The sequence below is a fragment of the Amorphus sp. 3PC139-8 genome, assembly GCF_040750475.1.
GTDB lineage: Bacteria > Pseudomonadota > Alphaproteobacteria > Rhizobiales > Amorphaceae > Amorphus.
The window spans coordinates 518,207-537,613 of record NZ_JABJVY010000001.1 but is presented as its reverse complement, the minus strand read 5'-3'; the positions used below and the strand labels follow the sequence as shown (position 1 = coordinate 537,613).

General features: G+C 65.6%; 16 protein-coding genes. 4 read left to right on the top strand and 12 right to left on the bottom strand.

Going from position 1 to position 19,407, the window contains the following annotated elements:
* Positions 1 to 558: 558 nt before the first annotated feature.
* On the top strand, positions 559 to 2,478 hold the full coding sequence (locus HNS03_RS02420; protein ID WP_367192790.1) for a BCCT family transporter: 1,920 nt from the start codon (positions 559 to 561) through the stop codon (positions 2,476 to 2,478).
* A 217-nt stretch (positions 2,479 to 2,695) separates the two neighbouring features.
* The gene (locus HNS03_RS02415) at positions 2,696 to 3,475 is read left to right on the top strand and encodes a tellurite resistance TerB family protein (protein ID WP_367192788.1); all 780 of its coding nucleotides are present in this window, start codon (positions 2,696 to 2,698) and stop codon (positions 3,473 to 3,475) included.
* A 103-nt stretch (positions 3,476 to 3,578) separates the two neighbouring features.
* On the opposite strand, the gene HNS03_RS02410 is transcribed toward HNS03_RS02415, so the two are convergent.
* The 6 genes from HNS03_RS02410 to HNS03_RS02385 all read right to left on the bottom strand — a co-directional run bounded on the left by HNS03_RS02410 (position 3,579) and on the right by HNS03_RS02385 (position 9,930).
* Positions 3,579 to 4,424: an HpcH/HpaI aldolase/citrate lyase family protein gene (locus HNS03_RS02410; RefSeq protein ID WP_367192787.1), complete on the bottom strand. Its 846-nt coding sequence runs from the start codon at positions 4,422 to 4,424 to the stop codon at positions 3,579 to 3,581.
* 98 nt (positions 4,425 to 4,522) lie between these two features.
* Positions 4,523 to 6,136 carry an ATP-dependent acyl-CoA ligase gene (locus HNS03_RS02405; RefSeq protein WP_367192786.1) on the bottom strand — a complete coding sequence of 538 codons (1,614 nt, stop codon included), beginning with the start codon at positions 6,134 to 6,136 and terminating at the stop codon, positions 4,523 to 4,525.
* On the bottom strand, positions 6,123 to 6,935 hold the full coding sequence (locus tag HNS03_RS02400) for a cyclase family protein (protein ID WP_367192784.1): 813 nt from the start codon (positions 6,933 to 6,935) through the stop codon (positions 6,123 to 6,125). The genes HNS03_RS02405 and HNS03_RS02400 overlap by 14 nt, the downstream gene beginning before the upstream one ends.
* A 10-nt stretch (positions 6,936 to 6,945) precedes the next feature.
* The gene (locus tag HNS03_RS02395) at positions 6,946 to 8,187 is read right to left on the bottom strand and encodes an SDR family oxidoreductase (protein ID WP_367192783.1); all 1,242 of its coding nucleotides are present in this window, start codon (positions 8,185 to 8,187) and stop codon (positions 6,946 to 6,948) included.
* On the bottom strand, positions 8,184 to 9,380 hold the full coding sequence (locus HNS03_RS02390) for a thiolase family protein (protein WP_367192781.1): 1,197 nt from the start codon (positions 9,378 to 9,380) through the stop codon (positions 8,184 to 8,186). The genes HNS03_RS02395 and HNS03_RS02390 overlap by 4 nt, the downstream gene beginning before the upstream one ends.
* Before the next feature lie 46 nt (positions 9,381 to 9,426).
* Positions 9,427 to 9,930 carry a flavin reductase family protein gene (locus HNS03_RS02385; protein ID WP_367192779.1) on the bottom strand — a complete coding sequence of 168 codons (504 nt, stop codon included), beginning with the start codon at positions 9,928 to 9,930 and terminating at the stop codon, positions 9,427 to 9,429.
* A 128-nt stretch (positions 9,931 to 10,058) separates the two neighbouring features.
* On the opposite strand from HNS03_RS02385, the gene HNS03_RS02380 reads away from it, so the two are divergent.
* Both HNS03_RS02380 and HNS03_RS02375 read left to right on the top strand, forming a co-directional pair.
* Positions 10,059 to 10,730, top strand: coding sequence for a GntR family transcriptional regulator (locus HNS03_RS02380; protein ID WP_367192778.1), 672 nt, complete (start codon positions 10,059 to 10,061; stop codon positions 10,728 to 10,730).
* A 27-nt stretch (positions 10,731 to 10,757) separates the two neighbouring features.
* A complete protein-coding gene (locus HNS03_RS02375; RefSeq protein ID WP_367192776.1) occupies positions 10,758 to 11,852 on the top strand; it encodes an LLM class flavin-dependent oxidoreductase in 1,095 nt (364 codons plus the stop codon).
* A gap of 5 nt (positions 11,853 to 11,857) precedes the next feature.
* Here HNS03_RS02375 and HNS03_RS02370 read toward each other — a convergent pair whose 3' ends face one another.
* The 6 genes from HNS03_RS02370 to HNS03_RS02345 form a co-directional block, all read right to left on the bottom strand.
* Positions 11,858 to 12,796 (bottom strand): NADP-dependent oxidoreductase, encoded by a 939-nt coding sequence (locus HNS03_RS02370; RefSeq protein WP_367192775.1) that lies wholly within the window; start codon positions 12,794 to 12,796, stop codon positions 11,858 to 11,860.
* Positions 12,789 to 14,669: a dipeptide ABC transporter ATP-binding protein gene (locus HNS03_RS02365; protein WP_367192774.1), complete on the bottom strand. Its 1,881-nt coding sequence runs from the start codon at positions 14,667 to 14,669 to the stop codon at positions 12,789 to 12,791. The genes HNS03_RS02370 and HNS03_RS02365 overlap by 8 nt, the downstream gene beginning before the upstream one ends.
* Complete coding sequence (locus HNS03_RS02360) at positions 14,669 to 15,529, bottom strand: ABC transporter permease (RefSeq protein ID WP_367192772.1); 861 nt, start codon at positions 15,527 to 15,529, stop codon at positions 14,669 to 14,671. The genes HNS03_RS02365 and HNS03_RS02360 overlap by 1 nt, the downstream gene beginning before the upstream one ends.
* Positions 15,526 to 16,545, bottom strand: a complete 1,020-nt coding sequence (locus tag HNS03_RS02355) for an ABC transporter permease (protein WP_367192771.1) — start codon at positions 16,543 to 16,545, stop codon at positions 15,526 to 15,528. Before HNS03_RS02355 ends, HNS03_RS02360 begins: the two co-directional genes overlap by 4 nt.
* Positions 16,546 to 16,650: 105 nt before the next feature.
* Positions 16,651 to 18,186 (bottom strand): ABC transporter substrate-binding protein, encoded by a 1,536-nt coding sequence (locus tag HNS03_RS02350; protein WP_367192769.1) that lies wholly within the window; start codon positions 18,184 to 18,186, stop codon positions 16,651 to 16,653.
* Between the two features lie 267 nt (positions 18,187 to 18,453).
* A complete protein-coding gene (locus HNS03_RS02345) occupies positions 18,454 to 19,152 on the bottom strand; it encodes a hypothetical protein (RefSeq protein WP_367192768.1) in 699 nt (232 codons plus the stop codon).
* Positions 19,153 to 19,407: the final 255 nt, after the last annotated feature.

Genomic DNA, 19,407 nt, shown 5'->3' with positions numbered 1-19,407 from the left:
GCCGCCTCGCTGGTCGCCGCCTCAACGCTGGCCTTCTCGCTCGGGAAAATGACCTCCCAAAACGCTCCCGACCGCGCAGCCGGCCGATGAAACGGTGCGGGCCCGCGCGCCGATATTCAGACCCGGCGGTTCCGGTTTTTCTCGCCGTAGGCTGGATTTCGTGACGTCTTCGAGCGTTATGCGATCTGCTATCAATCGATAGTAGATGTAATATGAATGTATACGCTGGCGATGCCCCGAGTGTGCCCGCGTCTTTTTGGCGACTATCGCCGTCGAATTTGGGAGTCGCGTGCCGGGACCGCTTGATGTCCGATCGAGAAATCAATGCGGTGAGGCGGATCGGGGCCAATTCATCTGCGAAGGGGTGGAGGCGGTGGGCTCCGACTGCTACAAAGCTTGTCCGATTGCCAAGCTAACTCTGCGGGGAGGGCGCTGGCCGAGACGGATTCGCCGTTCGGTGTTCGCTGACCGATGCGCCTTCTGCCCGCTCGTTGGCAGGTCGCCTCTCTTCTGACGCCCAAAAGCCGCCCTCACAGTTCCAAACCGGAAGGCCGCCCCGTGACGCAGACCAGTGAACCTCCGAAAACCTGGCGTGAGTCCCTGCGCCTGATCGATCGACCGACCTTTCTCGGTGCCATCGGCCTTCTTCTGTTCGCCACCTTGCCGTTGGCGTTCTGGCCGAACGAGGGCGCCCTGTGGGTCGGCGTGGCGCGCGCCTTCATGGTGGATAAGATCGGCGTCGCCTATCTGCTGATCGGCCTCGGCGCCTTCTTCTTCATGATCTACGTCATCTTCAGCAAGATCGGGAAGATCAAGCTGGGCGATCCGGATGAGGAGCCGGAGTTCCCGACCGGTTCTTGGGCGGCCATGCTGTTCTGCGGCGGCATTGGCGCCAGCATTCTCTATTGGGGCGTGATCGAGTGGGCCTATTACTATGTCTCGCCGCCGTTCGGGCTGGAACCCGGCAGCCGGCCGGCGATCGAGTGGGCCGCAGCCTACGGCATGTTCCATTGGGGCCTGATCGCCTGGTCGATCTATCTGATCCCCGCACTGCCGATCGCCTACTTCTACTATGTGCGCAAGCGGCCGGCGCTCAAGATCTCGATCGCGGTGATGCCGGTGATCGGCCAGCGCGCGGCGGAAGGCTGGCCGGGCAAGGTGATCGACGTTCTCTTTATCTTCGGTCTTCTGGGCGGCGCGGCGACCACGCTCGGCCTCGCCGCGCCCTTGATCACCCAAGGTCTGAACATCCTGTTCGGTCTTCCGATGTCGATCTCCTCTCAGATCCTCGCCTTGTTGATCTGCACGGTGATCTTCGCGCTGTCGTCTTATGCCGGTCTTGGACGCGGCCTCAAGCTGCTCAGTAACATCAACCTGTGGCTTGCGATCGCCGTGCTGGCCTTCGTGCTGGTGGTTGGGCCGACGGTGTTCATGCTGGAGACGGGGCTTTCCTCCATGGGTCGGATGCTCTCCGACTTCTTCATCATGGCCACCTACACCGAATCCCTCGGCGGGTGGGGCCCGTTCGGCGACAGCCATTTCCCGCAGGACTGGACCATCTTCTATTGGGCCTGGTGGCTCGTCTTCGCCCCCAGCATGGGTCTCTTCATCGCGCGGATCTCCCGCGGCCGCACCATCGGCGAGATGGTGGCCGGATCGATCTTCTTCGGTTCCGTGGGCTGCATTCTGTTCTTCGTGATCCTCGGCAACTATGGCCTCTGGCTGCAGATTACCGGCGGGCTGGACATCGTCTCGCTGCTCGATGCGGATGGGCCGTTCGTGGCGATCTTCGCCGTCCTCGACACGCTGCCGTTCACTTGGCTGGTGATCCTCGCCTTCACCGTGCTGGCGGTTTTGTTCACGGCGACGAGCTTCGATTCCATCTCCTACATCCTCGCCTCCGTCGTGCAGAACGACGTGTCCGAGGAGCCGATGGCCTGGAACCGGCTGTTCTGGGCGCTGGCGCTCACCTTCCTGCCGGCGGTTCTGTTGATCGTAGGCGGTCTGGATACCTTGCAGACGGCGGCGATCGTGGGCGGCGTTCCGCTCTTGGTGATCACCGTGATGCTTTGCATCTCCACGATCCGCGTCGCTCAGATCGATTTGCGTCAGCAGCCCGACTACACCGATCCGATCATCAACATCGAGGATGTTCCGCGCATCGACCCCTGGTCGCCGGAGGGCGTGGCGCTCGGTCGGTTCGATCAGAAGCGGGCGGAAGCGAGCGCGGCGGCGGCGCGCGAGCGCGAGGCGCTGGAAGCGCTCACCACCTTCAAGCACACCTTGCGTCGGCGCTACGGTCCGTTCGGGACCTTCCGACCTGGCTCGCCGCAGGCGAACAAGGAAGAGCTGAAGCTCTTGGAGGAGTTGGAGGCGAGCTACGACGATGCCTCCTCCCACAAGATCGAGGCAACGCGGGCCGCCCAGCGGGCCCGCGCCGAATTCGATCGGCTGATGGCCGAGGGGGCGCCAGCCTGAACCCGCTTCGGTTGGGAGGCCGACTTTCGTCGGCCTCCTGCGCCCCTTGGGGGACGCGGTCGGGCTTCCCATATGGACGCTGGCTTTGAGCGCTTCGAGGCGAAGTGGAAATCGGTTCGCGGTTCGGAGGTGCGCCAAAGCGAAAGCTAAGGATCGATCTGCGAAGCCGTGAGAAGCGGGCCGGTTCTGGTTGGCAGCATCCGTCGGGAGGAAATCGATGTTCGACACGCGCAAGCTCTTGGACCAGTTTCTCGGCGCGGGCGGTCTCCCGTCGGGGCAAGCGGGCCAAGGTCAGACGCCGGCGCCACAGAAGGGCGGGTCCGTTTCCCAGTCGGGAGGTGGCGATCTGATCGGCCGCGTGTTGAACAGTGGTGCCTTCGGCGGCGCGGCCGCCGGTGGGCTCGTGACGCTGCTGTTGTCCAACAAGAAAAGCCGCAAGATGGCCGGCAGTCTCGTCAAGTACGGGGCGCTCGCCGCCGTCGGGGGGCTGGCCTACAAAGCCTATTCCGATTGGCAGAATGGCAAGGGCGCCGGCGCCACCCAGGCCGACATGGTGCGCGAGGCGACACCGCCCGCTCCGCCGAGCGGTTCCGCGTTCGAAGGCGGGGCCACGGTGGAGGCTCAGAGCGACCTGAGCCTGGCGCTGTTGCGGGCGATGATCGCGGCCGCCAAGGCCGACGGCCACATCGACGCGGACGAACAGTCCCGGATTTTTGGTTTTCTCGACCAGGTGGATCTCGACACCGAGGCCAAGGCCTTCGTGATGGACGAGCTGCGTGCGCCGTTGGATGTGGATGCGGTCGCCAAAGCTGCCACCAGCCAAGAGATCGCGGCCGAGCTCTATGCCGCGTCGCTTCTGATCGTCGACGAGCAGAATCCGGCGGAGAAAGGCTATCTCGCCATGCTGGCCGCTCGGCTGAACCTGCCGGAAGATCTGGTGGCCCACCTGCACGCCTCGGTCGCGGGAGCGAGCGAGCAGGCTCAGATTACGGGCTGACGAAGCAAAGCGGGAACCGGCTTTCCGGTCGGTTTTCTCCCCTCACACCGAAGTCGCTTCGCTCACCGGCGCCGCGAGAGGAAGAGCGGGCCGGAGCCGCGTATCAGGTGCGTGACTTTCGGGCGGTGGTCTTGCGCGGTGTCTTTGGTTTCTGTGCGGCCTTGAGCGCCGGAGCGGGAGCCTTGCGGAAATCGCCAAGGGTGTCGGCCGCCGTTTTCTGCAAAGCGTCCGTGTCGCAGGCGAGGATGGTGAGCTGAGCTCCGAGCGCGCGCCATTTGGCGCCGACGCTTTCGTTGATGGAGAAGGCGCCCGCAGCGGAACCGGCGGCGCGGACCTTTGAGATTATCGTGCCGACGGCGGTTTCGTGGGCCTCGCCGAGCGTCGGGAACAGGCTGAGCGACATGGCAAGATCGCCAGTGCCGACGAAGACCAGGTCGATCCCGTCGACGGCGGCGATCTCGGAGGCAGCCTCCATGCCCGCGCGTGTTTCGATCATCACCGCGACGAACGGCGCATCCTTGCTGACGGCGGCGAAGTGCGCGGAGAAATCCATGAGCGGACGCACGCCGCCCGCCGAGCGGATGCCCTCGGGCGGATAGCGCGTGGCGGCGACGGCGGCGCGGGCCGTGGCTGCGTCCTCCACCATCGGCACGATCACGCCGGCGGCGCCGGCCTCCAGGGCGACTGCGATGTCCTCGGCCCTCGCGGACAGAGTGCGCACCAGCGGGATCGTCCGGTTGGCAACGATCGAGATCGCGCTTTCCAGCGCTTGCCGGCTCCAGAGGCCATGCTGCAGGTCGAACACGGCGGCATCCGGCCCGCAATACGTCATCACCTCGGCCGCCGCCGTCGATCCCAGCGAGAGCCAGAGCGCGCCGATCGCCTCGCCCGCCGCCAGCTTGGCGCGCAGCTTTGCCTGTCCGGTGCGTGGTGACGTCGATGGGGCCATGAGAGGGGTTCCTGCTTATCTGTTGTTGTTGTCGCGGAATGTTTCGTTTGATCGCAATTTCGAACGGAAAATCGGTATCCACTTTTCCTGAAATTACTTTAGCGCTTCAGCACGATGCCGGCGGCTTCCCGGTCCCAGGTGGTGTCGGAACGGCCCTGTTCGCGCAGCTTGAACTTCTGGACCTTGCCGCTTTCGGTGCGCGGCAGTTCGGCCGCGAACTCCACGAACCGGGGCACCGCGAAATAGGACATCTTGCCCTCGCAATAGCGCACGATCTCCTCTTCGGTAAGGCTCGTGCCCTCTTTCAGGACCAAAGTCGCCATCACTTCGTCCTCGGCGAGATCGGAGCGGACGGGAAACACCGCCGCCAGCGCGACCGCCGGATGGCTGGTCAGCACCTGCTCCACCTCGTAGGAGGAGATGTTCTCGCCGCGCCGGCGGATCGCATCCTTCATGCGGTCGACGAAGCGATAGTAGCCGTCGGCGTCGCGCACCACCCGATCGCCGGTATGGAGCCAGAGATTGCGCCAGGTCTCGACCGTCTTTTCCGGCATGGCGAAATAGCCGTTAGAAAAGGCGAATGGCTCGTCGGCCCGCAAGATCAGCTCGCCGGCGACGCCGTCGGGCACCTCGTTGTCGTGCTCGTCGACCACCCGCGCCTGGACGCCATCGATCACGCGCCCCATCCAGCCGGGCTTGCGGGCCTCGGGCACGGAGGCGATCACAGCGTTGGTCTCCGTCGTGCCGAAGCCGTCGAGCAGGATGACGCCGGTGCGTTCGGTAAAGGGGGCGTGGTAGTTTTCCGGGACGCCCGGCGAGAGCGCGACGCGCACCTTGTGGCCTTTTTCGGCCGGCGTGGGGTCGCGTGACAAGAGCATCGGCACCATGGCGCCGAGCAGATAGGTGACGGTGGCGCCGGAGCGCACCAGCGCGGGCCAGAAATCGGTGACGGAGAAGCGCCGCTCCACCACCTGGGTGGCGCCGTAGACCATTGCCTGGAAGAAGCAGTTGAGCGCGTTGGTATGAAACAGCGGGAGCGGCGTGTGCAGCACGTCGCCTTCGACGACGCCGAGCTGGCGGCCGGTATAGACCGCCCACCAGAAGAATTGAGCGTGGGGGCAGCAGACCCCTTTCGAGGGGCCGGTGGTGCCGGAAGTGTAGAGGATCGTCAGGAGGTCGCCCGGCTGGCAAGGGGCGGCCGCGATCGCGCTGTCCGGTTCGGGCAGCGGCTCCAGGGTGAGGCCGGCCGGGGCTTCCGGCAGGTCCGGCTCTCCGAATGTCCAGATCCGCTCCACGGCGAGATCGGAAAAATCGACGGTTTCGAGCGCCGACAGGAAGGCGTCCTGCACCACTAGGATCTTCGCACCGGAATTGGCAAGCATATGGTGGAGTTGGAAGCCGCGCGAGGCGGTGTTGATCGGGACCGACACCGCCCCCAGCCAGGCAAGCCCGAGAAATAGGCGGACGAATTCCGGTGCGTTGCCGGAAATCAGCGCGACACGGTCGCCGCGCTCGACGCCCGTCTCGGCAAAGAGAGCGGCATAGCGTTTGGCATCGACGAGTGCGTCCGCGAAGCTGATCGCGACGTCGCCGCAACGGAACAGCGCCTGATCGCCGTAAGTTTCCGCCTGGCGTGCGAGCATCTGCGGCACCGTTCGCGCCTCGGGCGGGAAGATGGCTGTGGGACCAATCGGCGTCTTAGGGCTGGTCATCGGTCTGGAGACTCGTTCGTTCGTTATTCACAAGGGCAAAGACCCGGAGCGGGCTCCCCGAGCCGTTCTTGATCTTGAGCGGGGCGGCGACCACGACCGCGCCGGTCGGCGGCAGCAGGTCGAGATGGGTCAGGCATTGCAGGCCGTAGCGCCCGCCGCCGTGCAGAAAATGATGGGCCGGGTAGGGCGGAACGAAATGGTGCGCCTGTCCGGCATCGGTGCCGATCGTCTCTGTGCCGAAGCCCAGAATGCCGCGCGTCTCCACCAGCCACTTCATCACGTCGGAATCGGGACCGGGCGTGTGGGCGCCGTCTTCCAGGAGATTGGCGTACGCGCGTCCGCGCCGTTTCGACCAGTCGGTGCGAAACAGCACCCACTGGCCGGGCCGGATCTGGCCATGTTCGGCCTCCCAAGCCTCGACACGCGGGATGGTGAGAAGAAAGTCGGCGTCGTCCGCCGCCTCATCGGAGCAGTCGATTACGGCCGCCGGCGCGACAAAATGGGCCGCTGGCAGGGTGTCGACGGCGTTGTCGGAGAGATCGCGGCCGGTGATCCAGTGGATCGGCGCATCGAAATGGGTGCCGCAATGCTCGCCGACGGTAATGTTGTTCCAGTAGCAGAAGCCGCCTCGCTCGTCGTAACGGGAAATCTCCTCCATCCGGAACGGGGCGCACTGGCCGAGCTCGGGTGGCAGCACGATGGTCGGAAAATCTGGCGACAGCGTCTCCGTCAGGTCGACGACGCGGATGGCGCCAGCGGCAATCGCCGAGGCGAACGACAAGAGATCGGGTGCGGTCATGAAAGGGTCCTCACCGTCCAAGCTCGCGTTCGAGCGCTTTGGGGTCGTCGCGGAAACGGTCGCGGATGTCCGCGGCGACATCGCCGACATAGACGTCTTCCAGGCCGCGCTTCAGCCCGTCTACGAGCGCGCGCGCCAGCGCGGCCGGGCTCACCTTCGGCGGTGGTACGGTCTGGTACCATTCGGTATCGGTCGGGCCGGTAAAGACGTTCATGACGCGGATGCCGCCGGGCGCAAGCTCGGCGCGCAGGCTCTGGGTGGCGGAGAGACAGGCGGCGTCCACGGCGGAAGTGGCCCCGTAGGCCGGCCAATTGGTCAGCGCATAGACCGATAGGATGGAGACGAAGGCGGTGGCCGAGCGCGCGCCGTCGGCGCCGCGGGCGCGCATCACTGGGCCGAACGCCTGGGCGAGCCGCATCAGCCCGAGATAGCGGACCTCCAGCTCTTCCCGGGCGACCGTCACGCCATGGCGGTCCACCATGCCGCCGGGGCGGATGTGCTCGGCGGTGTTGACCAGGATATCGACCCGCTGGCCGTCCTGCTTGGCCCATTCTTCCACCGATTCGGAATCGGTCACGTCGAGGGGGACGATCTCGACGCCGGCGATGGTGCGTAGCGCCTCCTCGCCCGGAAACGGCTTCCAGGGGGAGGGAATGCCCACGAACACGATGTCGGCGCCGGCTGCCGCGAGCGCCTTGGCGACCGCCTGGCCGATCGGATGCCGACCGTCGGTCACCAGCGCGCGACGATATTTCGGGTCACAGGTGAGCTCGCGCAGCATCGGATCGTCCGCCATGTTCGGCGTCTCCTTGGCCGGCAGCGCGGCCATCACCGGCGCGCCGCTGCGATCGATCATGAGGGCAAGCCGGGTCTGCCCGCCTTCGGCGAGGTCGCCATGGAGATGGGCAACGACGATGGGCCCGGCATCGAGCTCGACGATGCCTGTGCGCCAGGGCGCGCGTTCGCGGAAATGCACGTCGGACGGCAAGCGGATCGTGGTTTCCGCCAGGAGCGTTCCGGCGGGATCGACGTCGCGCACGGTGAAGCCGCCGGACAGGCAAGCGGGACAGGCATCGCGCGGCGGATAGGCGACCTGGCCACAGGCGTCGCACACCTGTAGCGCGAAACGACCCTCGGCCGCGGCGGCAAGCAGATGATCGGCGGTGCGGCTGCGGGTTCCCTGGGGCGCCGTCGGCGTCCGGGTCCGCGCCAGTGGGTTTTTGCGTCCAGGGCGGGGCATCGCTTCGCTCATGCCGCCCTCGCCAGTAGCGCGGCACCGGAGGCAAGGCCGCGATCGTAGTTGATCATGCCGAAGCCGGACACGAGCCCGATCTCGGCGCCGGCCACCGGATTGCCGAGATGGTTGTCCGTAAGCTGTCGGATTGCTTCCACCATACCGAGATGGCCGCCGGCCGCGCCTGCCTGGCCCACGGAAAGCTGACCGCCGGAGGTGTTGTGCGGAAAGCTGCCGCCGGTGGTAAAGGAATGGCTGCGCACGAACTCCGGTCCCTCTCCCTTGGCACAGAAGCCGAGATCCTCGAACTGCATCATCGAGATCACGGGATAGTCGTCGTAGGTTTCCATGAAGTCGACCGCATCGGGTTTGACGTCCGCCATCGCCCAGAAGTCGTCAATGTCGGCCGCCCAGCCGCCGCGGATCTGGATCGGGTCGTCGGGAAAGCCGTTGTGGCGCTCGATGGTCGAAAGCAGCCGGGCGAACGGAACCCCAAGGGTCGCCGCCGTCTCTTCCCGCATGACCAGAAACGCCTCCGCGCCCGCGCACGGCATCACGCAATCGAAGAGGTGGACCGGATCGGAGATCGGCCGTGCCGCCATGTAGGCGTCGAGGGTGAGTGGCTTTTTCATCAGCGCATGGGGAACGGCGAGCGCGTTGGTGCGCTGGTCGACGCAGAGCTTCCCGAAGTCCTCCCGGGTCGCCCCGTACCGGTTCATGTAGTTCTTGGTAATGAGGGCAAAGCTCGCATTCGCGCCGCCCGCGCCATAGGGGTAGACGGCATCCTGGGCGAAGCGGGAAAAGCGCTCCAGCGTCTGGCGGTGAGAGTCCACGTGGTTGGTGTCGCCGGCAAGGCAGGCGACCACCTCGGCATCGCCGGCCTGGACGGCGCGGGCGGCCCGCCTGAGCGCCACGACAGCGGAGGCTCCGCCCAGCGCCACATGATCGAGCCAGCGTGGGGAGAGCCCGAAATGCTGGGTCAGGCCAATCGCGCTGTCGGGATGAAGCGTGAAACTCGCCACCGAGAAGCCGTCGATGTCGGTACGCTCCAGTCCGGTCCGGGTCAGCAGCTCATGGAGCGCACGGCCGAGCCACCAATGGGCGGTCTCGATCGAATAGCGCGCATAGGGGATCGTGACCGGGACGGCGACGGCCACCCCCTCGTAGCCAAGGCGCCGAGCCTGCTGTCTTGATTGCCTGCTGGCGCTCACGCTGCGTCTCCGCCGGTGGCGCACGGGCCGAGCTGACGATCGATGCTCATCGGTAGCCGTTTCGAAAGAACAGCAAGGGATCGCCTTCACCGGTCCTAACATCGACCAGGCGCCCCAGCGCGAGAACGCTGCCGTTGCGCTCGATCATCTCCTCCAGCCGGCAATCGAACGCGCAAATGGAGTCAGCGAGAATCGGGGCACCGGTCGCAAGCGTGGTCCAGCGGGTGGGCTCGAAGCGGTCGGCGCCTTGGCGCTCGGTTCGGCCGGAAAAGTCGTTGGCGAGGGCCTCGTCGGTGCGCACCAGATAGTTGACGGCGAAATGGCCCGCCGAGCGAACGGTGGCGAGCGCCGAGGTGCGGCCGTCGATGCTGACGGTGACGATCGGCGGATCGGCGGAGAGATGGGCGACGGACAGGGCCATGAAGCCGGCCGGCCCGTTCGCGTCCGCAGCCGTCACCACGGCCACAGCCGACGGCTTGGCCGCGATCGCGCTCCAGAACGTCTTCACATCGATCGGGGAGGAGGGCTGTTCGGAATCGGTCGTGCTCACCTGGCACCTCTGTCTTTTCGGTGGCTGTCGTCGGTCTGCGGCGACCGCTTGACGACGGTGCGTCGGTCGATAAGATCGCCAAACAGTATACTGTCGACGGTCGGCGGTGCAATGTCGGGTCCCATCGAATGACGCCACTTGCCCTCGATGAGCTGCAACGTGCGCCGGCGCTGGCCGACCAGATCTATCTGCAGCTTCGCTTTCAGCTCCGTTCCGGCGTTCATGCGCCGGGGGAGCGGCTGGTGGAGTCGGCGCTCGCCAGCGCTTTGTCGGTGTCGCGCTCGCCGGTGCGCGAGGCGCTCGCCCGGCTGGTGGCGGACGGCTTCCTCGACAGTGGCGGCATCGGCTATCAGGTCGTGGCGCCCACGGCCGCCGACATGGCTGAGATCTTCGAGATGCGCCGCCTGCTGGAGCCGACGGCGGCGCGCCATGTGGCCCGTCTCGCCGATGCGAGTCTCCTGGAGCGGCTTTCGCAGGTTCGCGACCGGGTCGAGACGGCGCACCGGGCGGATGATTTTTCCGGATTTCTCGCGGCGAACTACGATTTTCGCGCCGCCTGGGTGGAGCGCGTGCCGAACCGGCGGCTCGCCGAGGCGATCCTGAAATTCGACGATCAGGCGGGCTTCGTCCGGCGCACCACCCTCGTCCATGCGACCGCCCGCGAAGAGGTGTTGCACCTTCTCGCGCTGCATCTCGATGCCTTCGGCGCCAACGACGAAGCGGCTGCGGCGCGTGCCGCGCACGGCTTCATCGACGGCGCCGAACGCTACTACCGCGATGGCGAGGGTCGGCCAGACTGACCCCGTCTTCCATCCAGAGGCAAGAAAATGACAGCAACAAATCCCATGCACGGTCCGAACAAGTTCAAGATCGGCGTGTTTTCGATGAACGCCGATGGCGGGCTTGCCCTCACCAAGGTGCCGGAGCGCTGGCCGGCCAAATGGACCGAGATCGTCGAAGCCGCGCAGATGGCCGACCGCGCCGGCCTTGAGTTCGTGCTGCCGATTGCCCGTTGGAAGGGCTTCGGCGGCGAGCTCAACAGCCGTGAATGGAGCTTCGAAACCTTCACCTTCGCCGCCGGCCTCGCGGGTTTCACCAAGAACATCGCGCTGTTTGCCACCGTGCATGTGCCGATGGTGCATCCGGTGTTCGCCGCCAAGGCGCTCACCACCATTGACCACGCCTCCGGCGGCCGGGCCGGCTTCAACATCGTATGCGGCTGGAACCCGGAAGAGTTCGGCATGTTCGGCCTGCCGATGATCGAGAACCGCTACGACCAGGGGCTCGAATGGTTCGAGATCATCCAGAAGATCTACACCGCCGATGAGCCGTTCGATTATGACGGCCAGTTCTACAAGCTGGAGGGGGTGTCGGGTAAGCCGCAGCCGATCCAGAGCCCGCGACCGATCACGCTGAACGCCGCGTTCTCTCCGCCCGGACGGGAGTTCGCCGCCAAGGCCGCGGACTTCCTGTTCACCACCTTCATGGAGTTCGAGGATGCGGCGACGAACATCGCCGACATGAAGACGCGCAGTGCGGCCACCGGTCGCGAGGTTGGCGTCTTCACCACCTGTCCGGTGGTCTGCCGGCCGACCCAGGCGGAGGCGGAGGACTATTTCGAACACTACGCCGTCACCATGGCCGACACCGAAAGCGTCGATCACTACATGGCGCAGAAGCAGAAATTCTCCGGCTCCCATGATCCGGAAGCCTACCGGCTGCATCGCAAGCGCTTCGCCGGCGGTGCCGGCGGCTATCCGCTGGTCGGCACGCCCGAGCACATCGCGTCGGAAATCGAGAAGATGCACGAGGTCGGCTTCGCCGGGATGGCGATGTCGTTTGTGAACTATAAGAACGAGCTGCCCTACTTCAACGCGCAGGTGCTGCCGCTCCTGCGCGAGGCGGGGCTGCGCGAGACCTGAGTGCATCACGTGCCGATCTCGACCACGATCTTGCCCCGCACCGGCCCGGTTTCCGATTGGCCCTGTGCGACTCGGAATTCTGCGAAAGGGTAGATGCGGTCGATGATCGGCTTGAGCTTGCCGCAGCCGGCGAGCGCAAGGATCTCCGTCAGCGCGGCCGGGTCGGGGGCGATCGTCGGCCGGATCAGGGTGACGCCGTAGTCGGCGCTCTGCTCGACGAACGGTGCGGCGTTGAGCGCGACCAGCGCGCCACCCTTTTTGAGGACGCCGTAGCTGCGCGCGTGGACCTCGCCCCCCACCGTGTCGAAGACCAGGTCGAGATCGGTAAGCCGGTCCTCGAAACGGTCTTCGTCGTGGGCGATCACCTCCGAGGCCCCCAGGTTGCGCACGAAATCGGCGTTGCGCGCGGAACACGTCGCGGCAACGCTGGCGCCGCGCAGGCAAGCGAGCTGGATCGCGAGTGTCCCGATCCCGCCAGCCCCGGCGTGGATCAGCACCCGCATGCCCGGTTCGATCGGGGGCGCTGCGGCAAGCGCGGACCAGGCACTGAGGCCGGCGAGCGGCAGCGCGGCGGCCTCAGCGAAAGACAGGGTCTCCAGTATCGCAACGGCGAGATCGGCCCGCAAGGTGATGCGCTCGGCAAACGTGCCGCGATCATGGCCCACCATGAAGGCCACGCGTTGTCCGATCCGGCCGGGATCCACGCCCTCGCCGACGTCCGCAATGACGCCCGACCCGTCGCGCCCGACGGCGACTGGGAAGCGCGCGGGGAAAACGTCTTTTAGAAGGCCCTTGCGGAGCTTCCAGTCGATCGGGTTGACGCTCGCCGCCTTCATGTCGATGGCGACCTCGCCGGGCGCGGGGGTCGGCGCCTCGATCCGGTCTGCCGACAGGACGTCGACCGGGCCGTATGCGTGGAAGCGAATTGCGGTGATCTCAGCCATCGGCGGCCACCAGTTGCGGTGCGGCGGGGCCCGCCGCGCTGTCGAGGTCCGGGTGCCAGGTCGCGGTCGGATCGTCGGGCGGCACCGCGGCCAGAAGCGTGCGGGTGTAGGGATGCTGCGGCGCGTCGAACACCTGGGACGTGATGCCGCTTTCCACCACCTCGCCTTGGTACATCACCAGCACTCGGTCGCAGAGATAGCGCACCACCGACAGGTCGTGCGAAATCAGAAGCATGGAGAAGCCGCGTTTGCGGCGCAGCTCCAGCAGCAGGTTCAGAAGTTGCGCCTGCACGGAGACGTCGAGGCCGGAGACGATCTCGTCGGCGACCAGGATGGTCGGCGCCACGCACAGCGCTCGGGCGATGTTGACCCGCTGTTTTTGGCCGCCGGAGAGCTGGGTCGGGAAGCGCATGGCGGCCTCCGGCGGCAGCCCGATCTCCGACAAGAGCGCTTCGGCGCGCGACAGCCTGGTCTGCCAGTCCCGGTCGCCGGCCGCTTCCATCGCCTGAGTGACGATACTGCCCACGCGCCGGCGGGGGTTGAGCGCCGATTGCGGGTCCTGGAACACCATCTGGACATGATGGCGCTGATGGTTGCGATCGGCCGGCGAGGCCGCCGTCACGTCGCGCCCAGAGATGGCCAGGCTCCCGGAGGTCGGTGGTTCCAGCCCGCTCAGCATGCGCGCCACCGTGCTCTTGCCGCTGCCGCTCTCGCCCACGATGCCCACGAACTCGTTCTCGTGCAGGTCGAAGCTGATGGCTTTGACCGCTTCGACCCGGCTCTTGCGGAAAAAGCCCTGATCCACGGTGAAGGTCTTCGTCAGCGCCTTAACCTGAAGGACGGGGGTGCCGAGGTCGGGTTTTTCCGATGCCGTGAAAGGCGGGGCCGCGATGGCGGCGGTCTTGGCGCTTTGGAGGCAGGCGACCTGCTGATCGTCGCCGACCGTTCGGAACGCGGGAAGCCCGGTGCGGCAGTCGTCCTCCGCCACCGGGCAGCGCGGCGCGAAGGAGCAGCCGGCGAGATCCTTCAGAACGCTCAGCCCCGGCATGCGCTCCGGTAGCGTGTAGAGCCCGCGGCGCGGCCCGCTCATGGCCGGATTGGAGAGCTGCAGGCAGCGGGTATAGGGGTGGCCGGGGGTGGCGAACACCGATCGCGCGGGGCCGTATTCCACCGGCCGGCCGGCATAGAGCACCATGATGTCGTCGCAGATCTGGGCGGCAAGCTGCAGATCGTGGGTGATGAAGATGACGGCGGTGCCGTCGCGTTCCTTCATCTCGGCAATCAGCCGGACGACGCGGGCCTGGATCGTCACGTCCAGGGCGGTGGTCGGCTCGTCGGCGACGAGCAGCTTCGGCCGGCTGGCGAACGCCATGGCGATCAGCACTCGCTGGCACATGCCGCCGGAGAGCTGGTGGGGATATTTGTCCAGAAGCTCGGCCGGGCGCGACAGGTGCACCTCGTCCAGCATGGCTGTCGCGCGGTCGCGACGGGCTCGGCGCGATCCGCCGGCGATCCGCTTCAGGTGCTCGTCGAATTGCTGGCCGATGGTCAGAACTGGGTTCAGGCCGGAAAGCGGCTCCTGGGGCACGAAAGCGATTTCACGCCCGAGCATCGCCCGGAGTGTCGGGTCCGGCATCCGCACCAGGTCCTGCCCGTCGAACATCAGCTCGCCGCTTGCGATCCGGAAGCGCGAGGGCAAGAGCTTGGCGATCGTGCGGCCGATCATCGACTTGCCGGCGCCGGATTCGCCCACGAGCCCGAGAATGCGGCCGGCGGGCAGCGAGAAATCGAGTTCCCGGATAACCGGCACCACGCCGCCCGGCAGATCCGCCTCGACGCCGATATTCTTGGCGATCAGCATGTCCATGGCCATCAAACCCGCTGCGTTGCCGAGACGCGCACGTCCAGGGTGCGCCTCAGGCCGTCGCCCAGCATGTTGAAGCCGAACACCGCGAGGAAGATGGCCAGGAAAGGAAGGAACAGGTTCCAGGGCGCGTCGTAGATATATTGTCGCGCGTCAGCGATCATCTGGCCCCAGGCCGGCGTCTCGGCGCTCACCGACATGCCGACGAAGGACAGGATCGCTTCCACGATGACGGCGATCCCCATTTCCAGACTGACGAGGGTGATCAGAAGCGGCAGGCTCGCCGGCACGATCTCGCGAGTGATGGTGCGCCAGTGCGAGAAGCCGACCAGCCGGGCGGCGGCGACATAGTCGCGCCGGGCTGTCACCATCACCTCCGCGCGCAAGACGCGGCAAAAGCGGGTCCAGTCGACCAGGACGATCGCCAGGATCACGTTGGAAAGCCCGACGCCCAGCCCCACCATCAAGATCAGCGATAGGATCACCGGCGGAAACGACATCCAGACGTCCACCGCGCGGCCGATCACGGTGTCGACCTTGCCGCCGAAATAGCCGGCGAGATAGGCGAGCACGGCGCCGATCGCCATGGCGCCGAACGAGGCGACAATGGCGACCAGCATGGCGACACGGGCGCCATAGAGAAGCTGGGAGAGCACGTCGCGGCCGAGCCCGTCGGTGCCGAGCAGATGGGCGGGATCGCCGCCGGGCACCCAGACTGGCGGCAGATACATCGCCAGGAGATCCTGCTCGTTGGGATCGTAGGGCGACAGAACCGGCGCGAACACCGCGCATAGGAAGATCGCGGTCACGATCGTCAGCCCGGTCAGAACACGGGCGGACCGCATCCAGGGCGGCAGGATCTGCATCATCGCCGGATCCTCAGCTTGGGATTGAGGATGAGGTAGAGGCTGTCGACCACGGTGTTGATGAGGAGCACCATCACGCAGTAGGCGAGGCCGACCGCCTGGATGATCGGCAGGTCCGCGTTGCGCACGGCATCGACCATCAGATTGCCGAGGCCGGGATAGGAGAAGATCACTTCCACCAGAAGCGTGCCGCCGAATAGGAAACCGAATTGCACGCCCATCAGGCTGAGCGTCGGCAGGATCGCGTTCTTGAGCGCGTGGCGGATCAGGATGCGCCGCTCCGACAGGCCCCGCAGCCGCGCCAGATGGATATAGTCCTCATGGTAGGTGTCGATCAGGCTGGAGCGCAGCACCCGCATGATCGGCGGCGCAAAGCCGATCCCGAGCGCGAGAGACGGCAGGATCATGTGCTCGAACGCGCTCGCGAACACGTCGAACTGGCCGGCGACGAGGGAATCGACCAGCAGGAAGCCGGAGCCGTCGGGCATCGCCATGGAGGAATCCACCCGGCCGGTGAACGGCAGCCAGTTCAGCTCCACCCCGAAAAAGAAGATGAAGAACAAGGCCCAGAGGAATTCCGGGACCGACAGAAGCATGATGGAGCCAACATCGGCCGGGGCCTCCGCATAGCTGTCGCGGACATAAAACAGGAACAACCCACCGGCGAGGCCGAGCACGGTGGCGATGATCATGGAGAGCACGGCGAGCTCGATCGTCGCCGGCAGCGTCTCCAGAACCAGGCCGAGCACGCTGCGGCGGAACAGGATCGAAATCCCGAAGTCGCCATGGAGCACGTCGCCGAGCCAGATCACATATTGATGGGGCAGCGGCAGATTGAGCCCCATCTCCTGGCGCTTCTGCTCGATTTCCGCGAGCGTCGCGGTCGGCGGCAGCGACATGGCGGCCGGATCCACCGGCAACAGCCGCAAAACGCAGAACAGGAGAATGGAAACGATCAGCAGGATCAGCACCGACAGAAGCAGGCGCCGCCCAATCAGCGGAAGGATGGTGGCGATCATCGGCAATTCCCGCCGTCCCGGCGACGCCGTCCGATCATCGGATCAAACCGGCCGCCGGGACCACTCAGGCTACAAGATAAACAATCACGAGGGTGAGCGTGCCGCTCAGCCCCACTTCATGGTGTTCGCCAGCACCCAGCCGTTGGCATATTTGGTGTAGTCGAGGTCCTTCTTGCGCACGAGCGTCTGCACCGTCTGCAGGAGGGGGATCGTGGCGCCGGTTTCCACGGCGAAGACTTCGAAGTCCTTATAGCCCTGGATGCGCTTGTCGTAGTTGGTCTCGGTGAAGAGCTGTTCGATCTTCTCGCCGAGTTCCGGCTTCTTGAAGGCCGAGAACGGCATGTTCGGATTGAGCAGGTAGCCGGAGAAGATTTCCGGATCGCCGGTTGCGTTGTCCCAGGAATAGAGAGTCGCGTCGGGCAGCGTGCCGGAGCGGTTGAGCTCGAAATATTTGGTGTATTCGATCGTCTGAAGTTCGGCGTCGATGCCGACCTTTTTCCACATCTGCTGGATCGCGCGGGCGACATCGTAGTCGCTCGGGAAATGGCCGTTGGTCGTGCCGAACGTGATCTTGGCCGGCTTGTCGGGGCCGTAGCCCGCCTCCGCCAGGAGCGCCTTGGCTTTCTCCGGGTCATAGGGGAAGGAGAAGTCTTCGACATAGCCGGGCGTGCCGGGGGGCACCGGCAGGGCGAGCGCCACCGCCTTGCCGCCGTAGAAGGCCTTGGAGAGCGCCTCCTTGTCGATGGCGTGGTTGGCGGCAAGCCGCACCTTGTCCTCGGCGAAGCCCTGGTCGGCCCGGCACTGCAACAGGATCACGCGGGTGATCGGGTTGATTTCGCCGGTCAGATTCGGGTCGCTCTCGTAGCGCTGGATCTCGCGCACCGGCACGTTGATCGTCAGGTCGACCTGGCCGGATTTGACCGCCGCGCCGCGCGCCGACGGGTCCTTGATGACCTCGAAGATCACCCGTTTGATCGCGGGCTTCGGGCCCCAGAAACCGTCATAGGCTTCCATCACGCTGCGGGCGTTGAGTTGGTAGTCGACCAGCTTGTAGGGACCGCTGCCAATCGGCTTCTGGGCGAATTCCTTTTCGCCGACCTTCGTGAGATAGCCCTTCGGCACGACATAGCTGCCCAGGAAGGCAAGCCATTGCGGCGCGGTGGTCGACGGCTTGGAAAACTTCATGGTCGCCTTGGTGGGCGACTCGATCTCGATGTCCGTCAGGTTGCGCCAGGAATTCTTGATGTCGAGCGGCATCTCCGACGATTTCCGTTCCACGAAGGTAAAGCGGAAGTCCTCGGTGGTCATCTTGTCGCCGTTCTGGAACGTGATGTCGTCCCGGATCTCGAAGGCGAGGCTCGTGCCGTCCTCGGACATCTCCCATTTGGAGATGAGATTGGGGATCAGCTTCAGGTCCGGCGCCTGAGTCAGTGGTTGGCTGAAGATCTGCTTATAGAGCGGCTGGGAATCCGGCGAAAAGCGCAGGTTGGGGTCCCAGCTCGGGACGTCGCTCGGCCAACCGATCGTCACCGTGTCGCCGTCGGCGGCGAGCACCGGGAGACTTCTGCCGAACACGCCGGCGCTGGCGGCTCCCAACCCCAGCATCTGCATGAACGTGCGGCGTCGGATCTCGAAAACCATCTGAACCCCTCCGGTTATGATCTTCGCGGTATCGAAGGTGGTCGGGCGACGACGCGCAGCGGGCGGTTCTCTGCCCTTGTCTGTGCCGTTTCGGCCCTTCGGCCGACCCGCTCGGTCCCGACGCGGTGATCGGCGGCCGGGCTTCCAAGCTCCCTCCGGACCGCCGATTTATTTGAAGCTTAAACAGTATACTGTTTTGGCGCAACTGCCACGAAGGCCGCAGTTTTGCTGGAATTTCGGGCAGGCGCTGCTCGAAGCTGAAGCATTTTAGACCTCTCCGGCGATCCGTGTGCGCTGCATCGGGTGGTGGGTGTTCACGCCGGAAAAGGGTGGGAACGTACGGAAATGCTCCCGCAACTCCTCGCGCACCGGTGAGGCCATGGCGTGGTTGAAGGCGTCCATGTCGTCGAAGGCGACTTCATTGCCGATCAGGTAGGTCGGATCGGAAAGGCCGGGCGGATTGGGAAGGTCGCGCAGGGGCAGGTAGCAGAGGATGGCGCGGATGCCCGGCAGGTGCGCCTGGGTCGTCGGATGGGTGGCGATGTAGTTTTCGATGAAGGCGGCCTCGTCCTCGGCCGGGAGCTGGTAGCGTACGACATAGGAAAAGGGCGCGGAGAGCGGCGCGGGCTCGGACCCCGATCCGATGGGGTAGGTCAGCCGTTCGAATGCGGCGCCCGAGGCGACGATCCCCTCCGGCAGCGGGGTAAGGGCGGCTTCGATCGCATCGCTCGACAGCGCCGCGGCCAGGCTTTCCCGGCTTTCAAAACCGAGCATGAGCAGCATCACCGGCCCCGCGCCGTCGTGATTGTAAGGGTCCTGAGCGGTGCCGGTCGCCGGCGTATAGACATCCAGAAAGGCGAGGTTGGGAAGCGTGGACAGCGCATCTTTCGGCCCGCTGGCAAACCAATCCGCCAGCGGCCCGGCCTCGGCCGCGCCGGTCAATGCGACCTCGTAACTCCAGCCCATGCGATGCTCCGTCGTATCTCTGCTCGAAAAATTGCCGCTCGTAAAAGACCTGGCCGTTCGCCGATGCCGGACCGGCAACAGCGCAGCACTCATGGGCCGATTCTCAACAATTCCGGGCCCAAGCCCCCACAGCCTCTTGAGTCGTTGCGCTTTTCCCTGCACCGCAGACCGGCTGAAATTTGTTGCTTTGTCGCGTTTGCGGGCGGCAAACCGGTTTCCTCTAGCGACGCTCTAAATGGATACTGTATACGAGAG

What these genes read in the sequence shown, in the direction of transcription:
- HNS03_RS02415 (WP_367192788.1), top strand. Translation starts at nt 2,696, where the DNA reads ATGTTCGACACGCGCAAGCTCTTGGACCAGTTTCTCGGCGCGGGCGGT.
- HNS03_RS02410 (WP_367192787.1), bottom strand. Translation starts at nt 4,424, where the DNA reads ATGGCCCCATCGACGTCACCACGCACCGGACAGGCAAAGCTGCGCGCC.
- HNS03_RS02405 (WP_367192786.1), bottom strand. Translation starts at nt 6,136, where the DNA reads ATGACCAGCCCTAAGACGCCGATTGGTCCCACAGCCATCTTCCCGCCC.
- HNS03_RS02400 (WP_367192784.1), bottom strand. Translation starts at nt 6,935, where the DNA reads ATGACCGCACCCGATCTCTTGTCGTTCGCCTCGGCGATTGCCGCTGGC.
- HNS03_RS02395 (WP_367192783.1), bottom strand. Translation starts at nt 8,187, where the DNA reads ATGAGCGAAGCGATGCCCCGCCCTGGACGCAAAAACCCACTGGCGCGG.
- HNS03_RS02380 (WP_367192778.1), top strand. Translation starts at nt 10,059, where the DNA reads ATGACGCCACTTGCCCTCGATGAGCTGCAACGTGCGCCGGCGCTGGCC.
- HNS03_RS02375 (WP_367192776.1), top strand. Translation starts at nt 10,758, where the DNA reads ATGACAGCAACAAATCCCATGCACGGTCCGAACAAGTTCAAGATCGGC.
- HNS03_RS02370 (WP_367192775.1), bottom strand. Translation starts at nt 12,796, where the DNA reads ATGGCTGAGATCACCGCAATTCGCTTCCACGCATACGGCCCGGTCGAC.
- HNS03_RS02365 (WP_367192774.1), bottom strand. Translation starts at nt 14,669, where the DNA reads ATGGCCATGGACATGCTGATCGCCAAGAATATCGGCGTCGAGGCGGAT.
- HNS03_RS02360 (WP_367192772.1), bottom strand. Translation starts at nt 15,529, where the DNA reads ATGATGCAGATCCTGCCGCCCTGGATGCGGTCCGCCCGTGTTCTGACC.
- HNS03_RS02355 (WP_367192771.1), bottom strand. Translation starts at nt 16,545, where the DNA reads ATGATCGCCACCATCCTTCCGCTGATTGGGCGGCGCCTGCTTCTGTCG.
- HNS03_RS02350 (WP_367192769.1), bottom strand. Translation starts at nt 18,186, where the DNA reads ATGGTTTTCGAGATCCGACGCCGCACGTTCATGCAGATGCTGGGGTTG.
- HNS03_RS02345 (WP_367192768.1), bottom strand. Translation starts at nt 19,152, where the DNA reads ATGGGCTGGAGTTACGAGGTCGCATTGACCGGCGCGGCCGAGGCCGGG.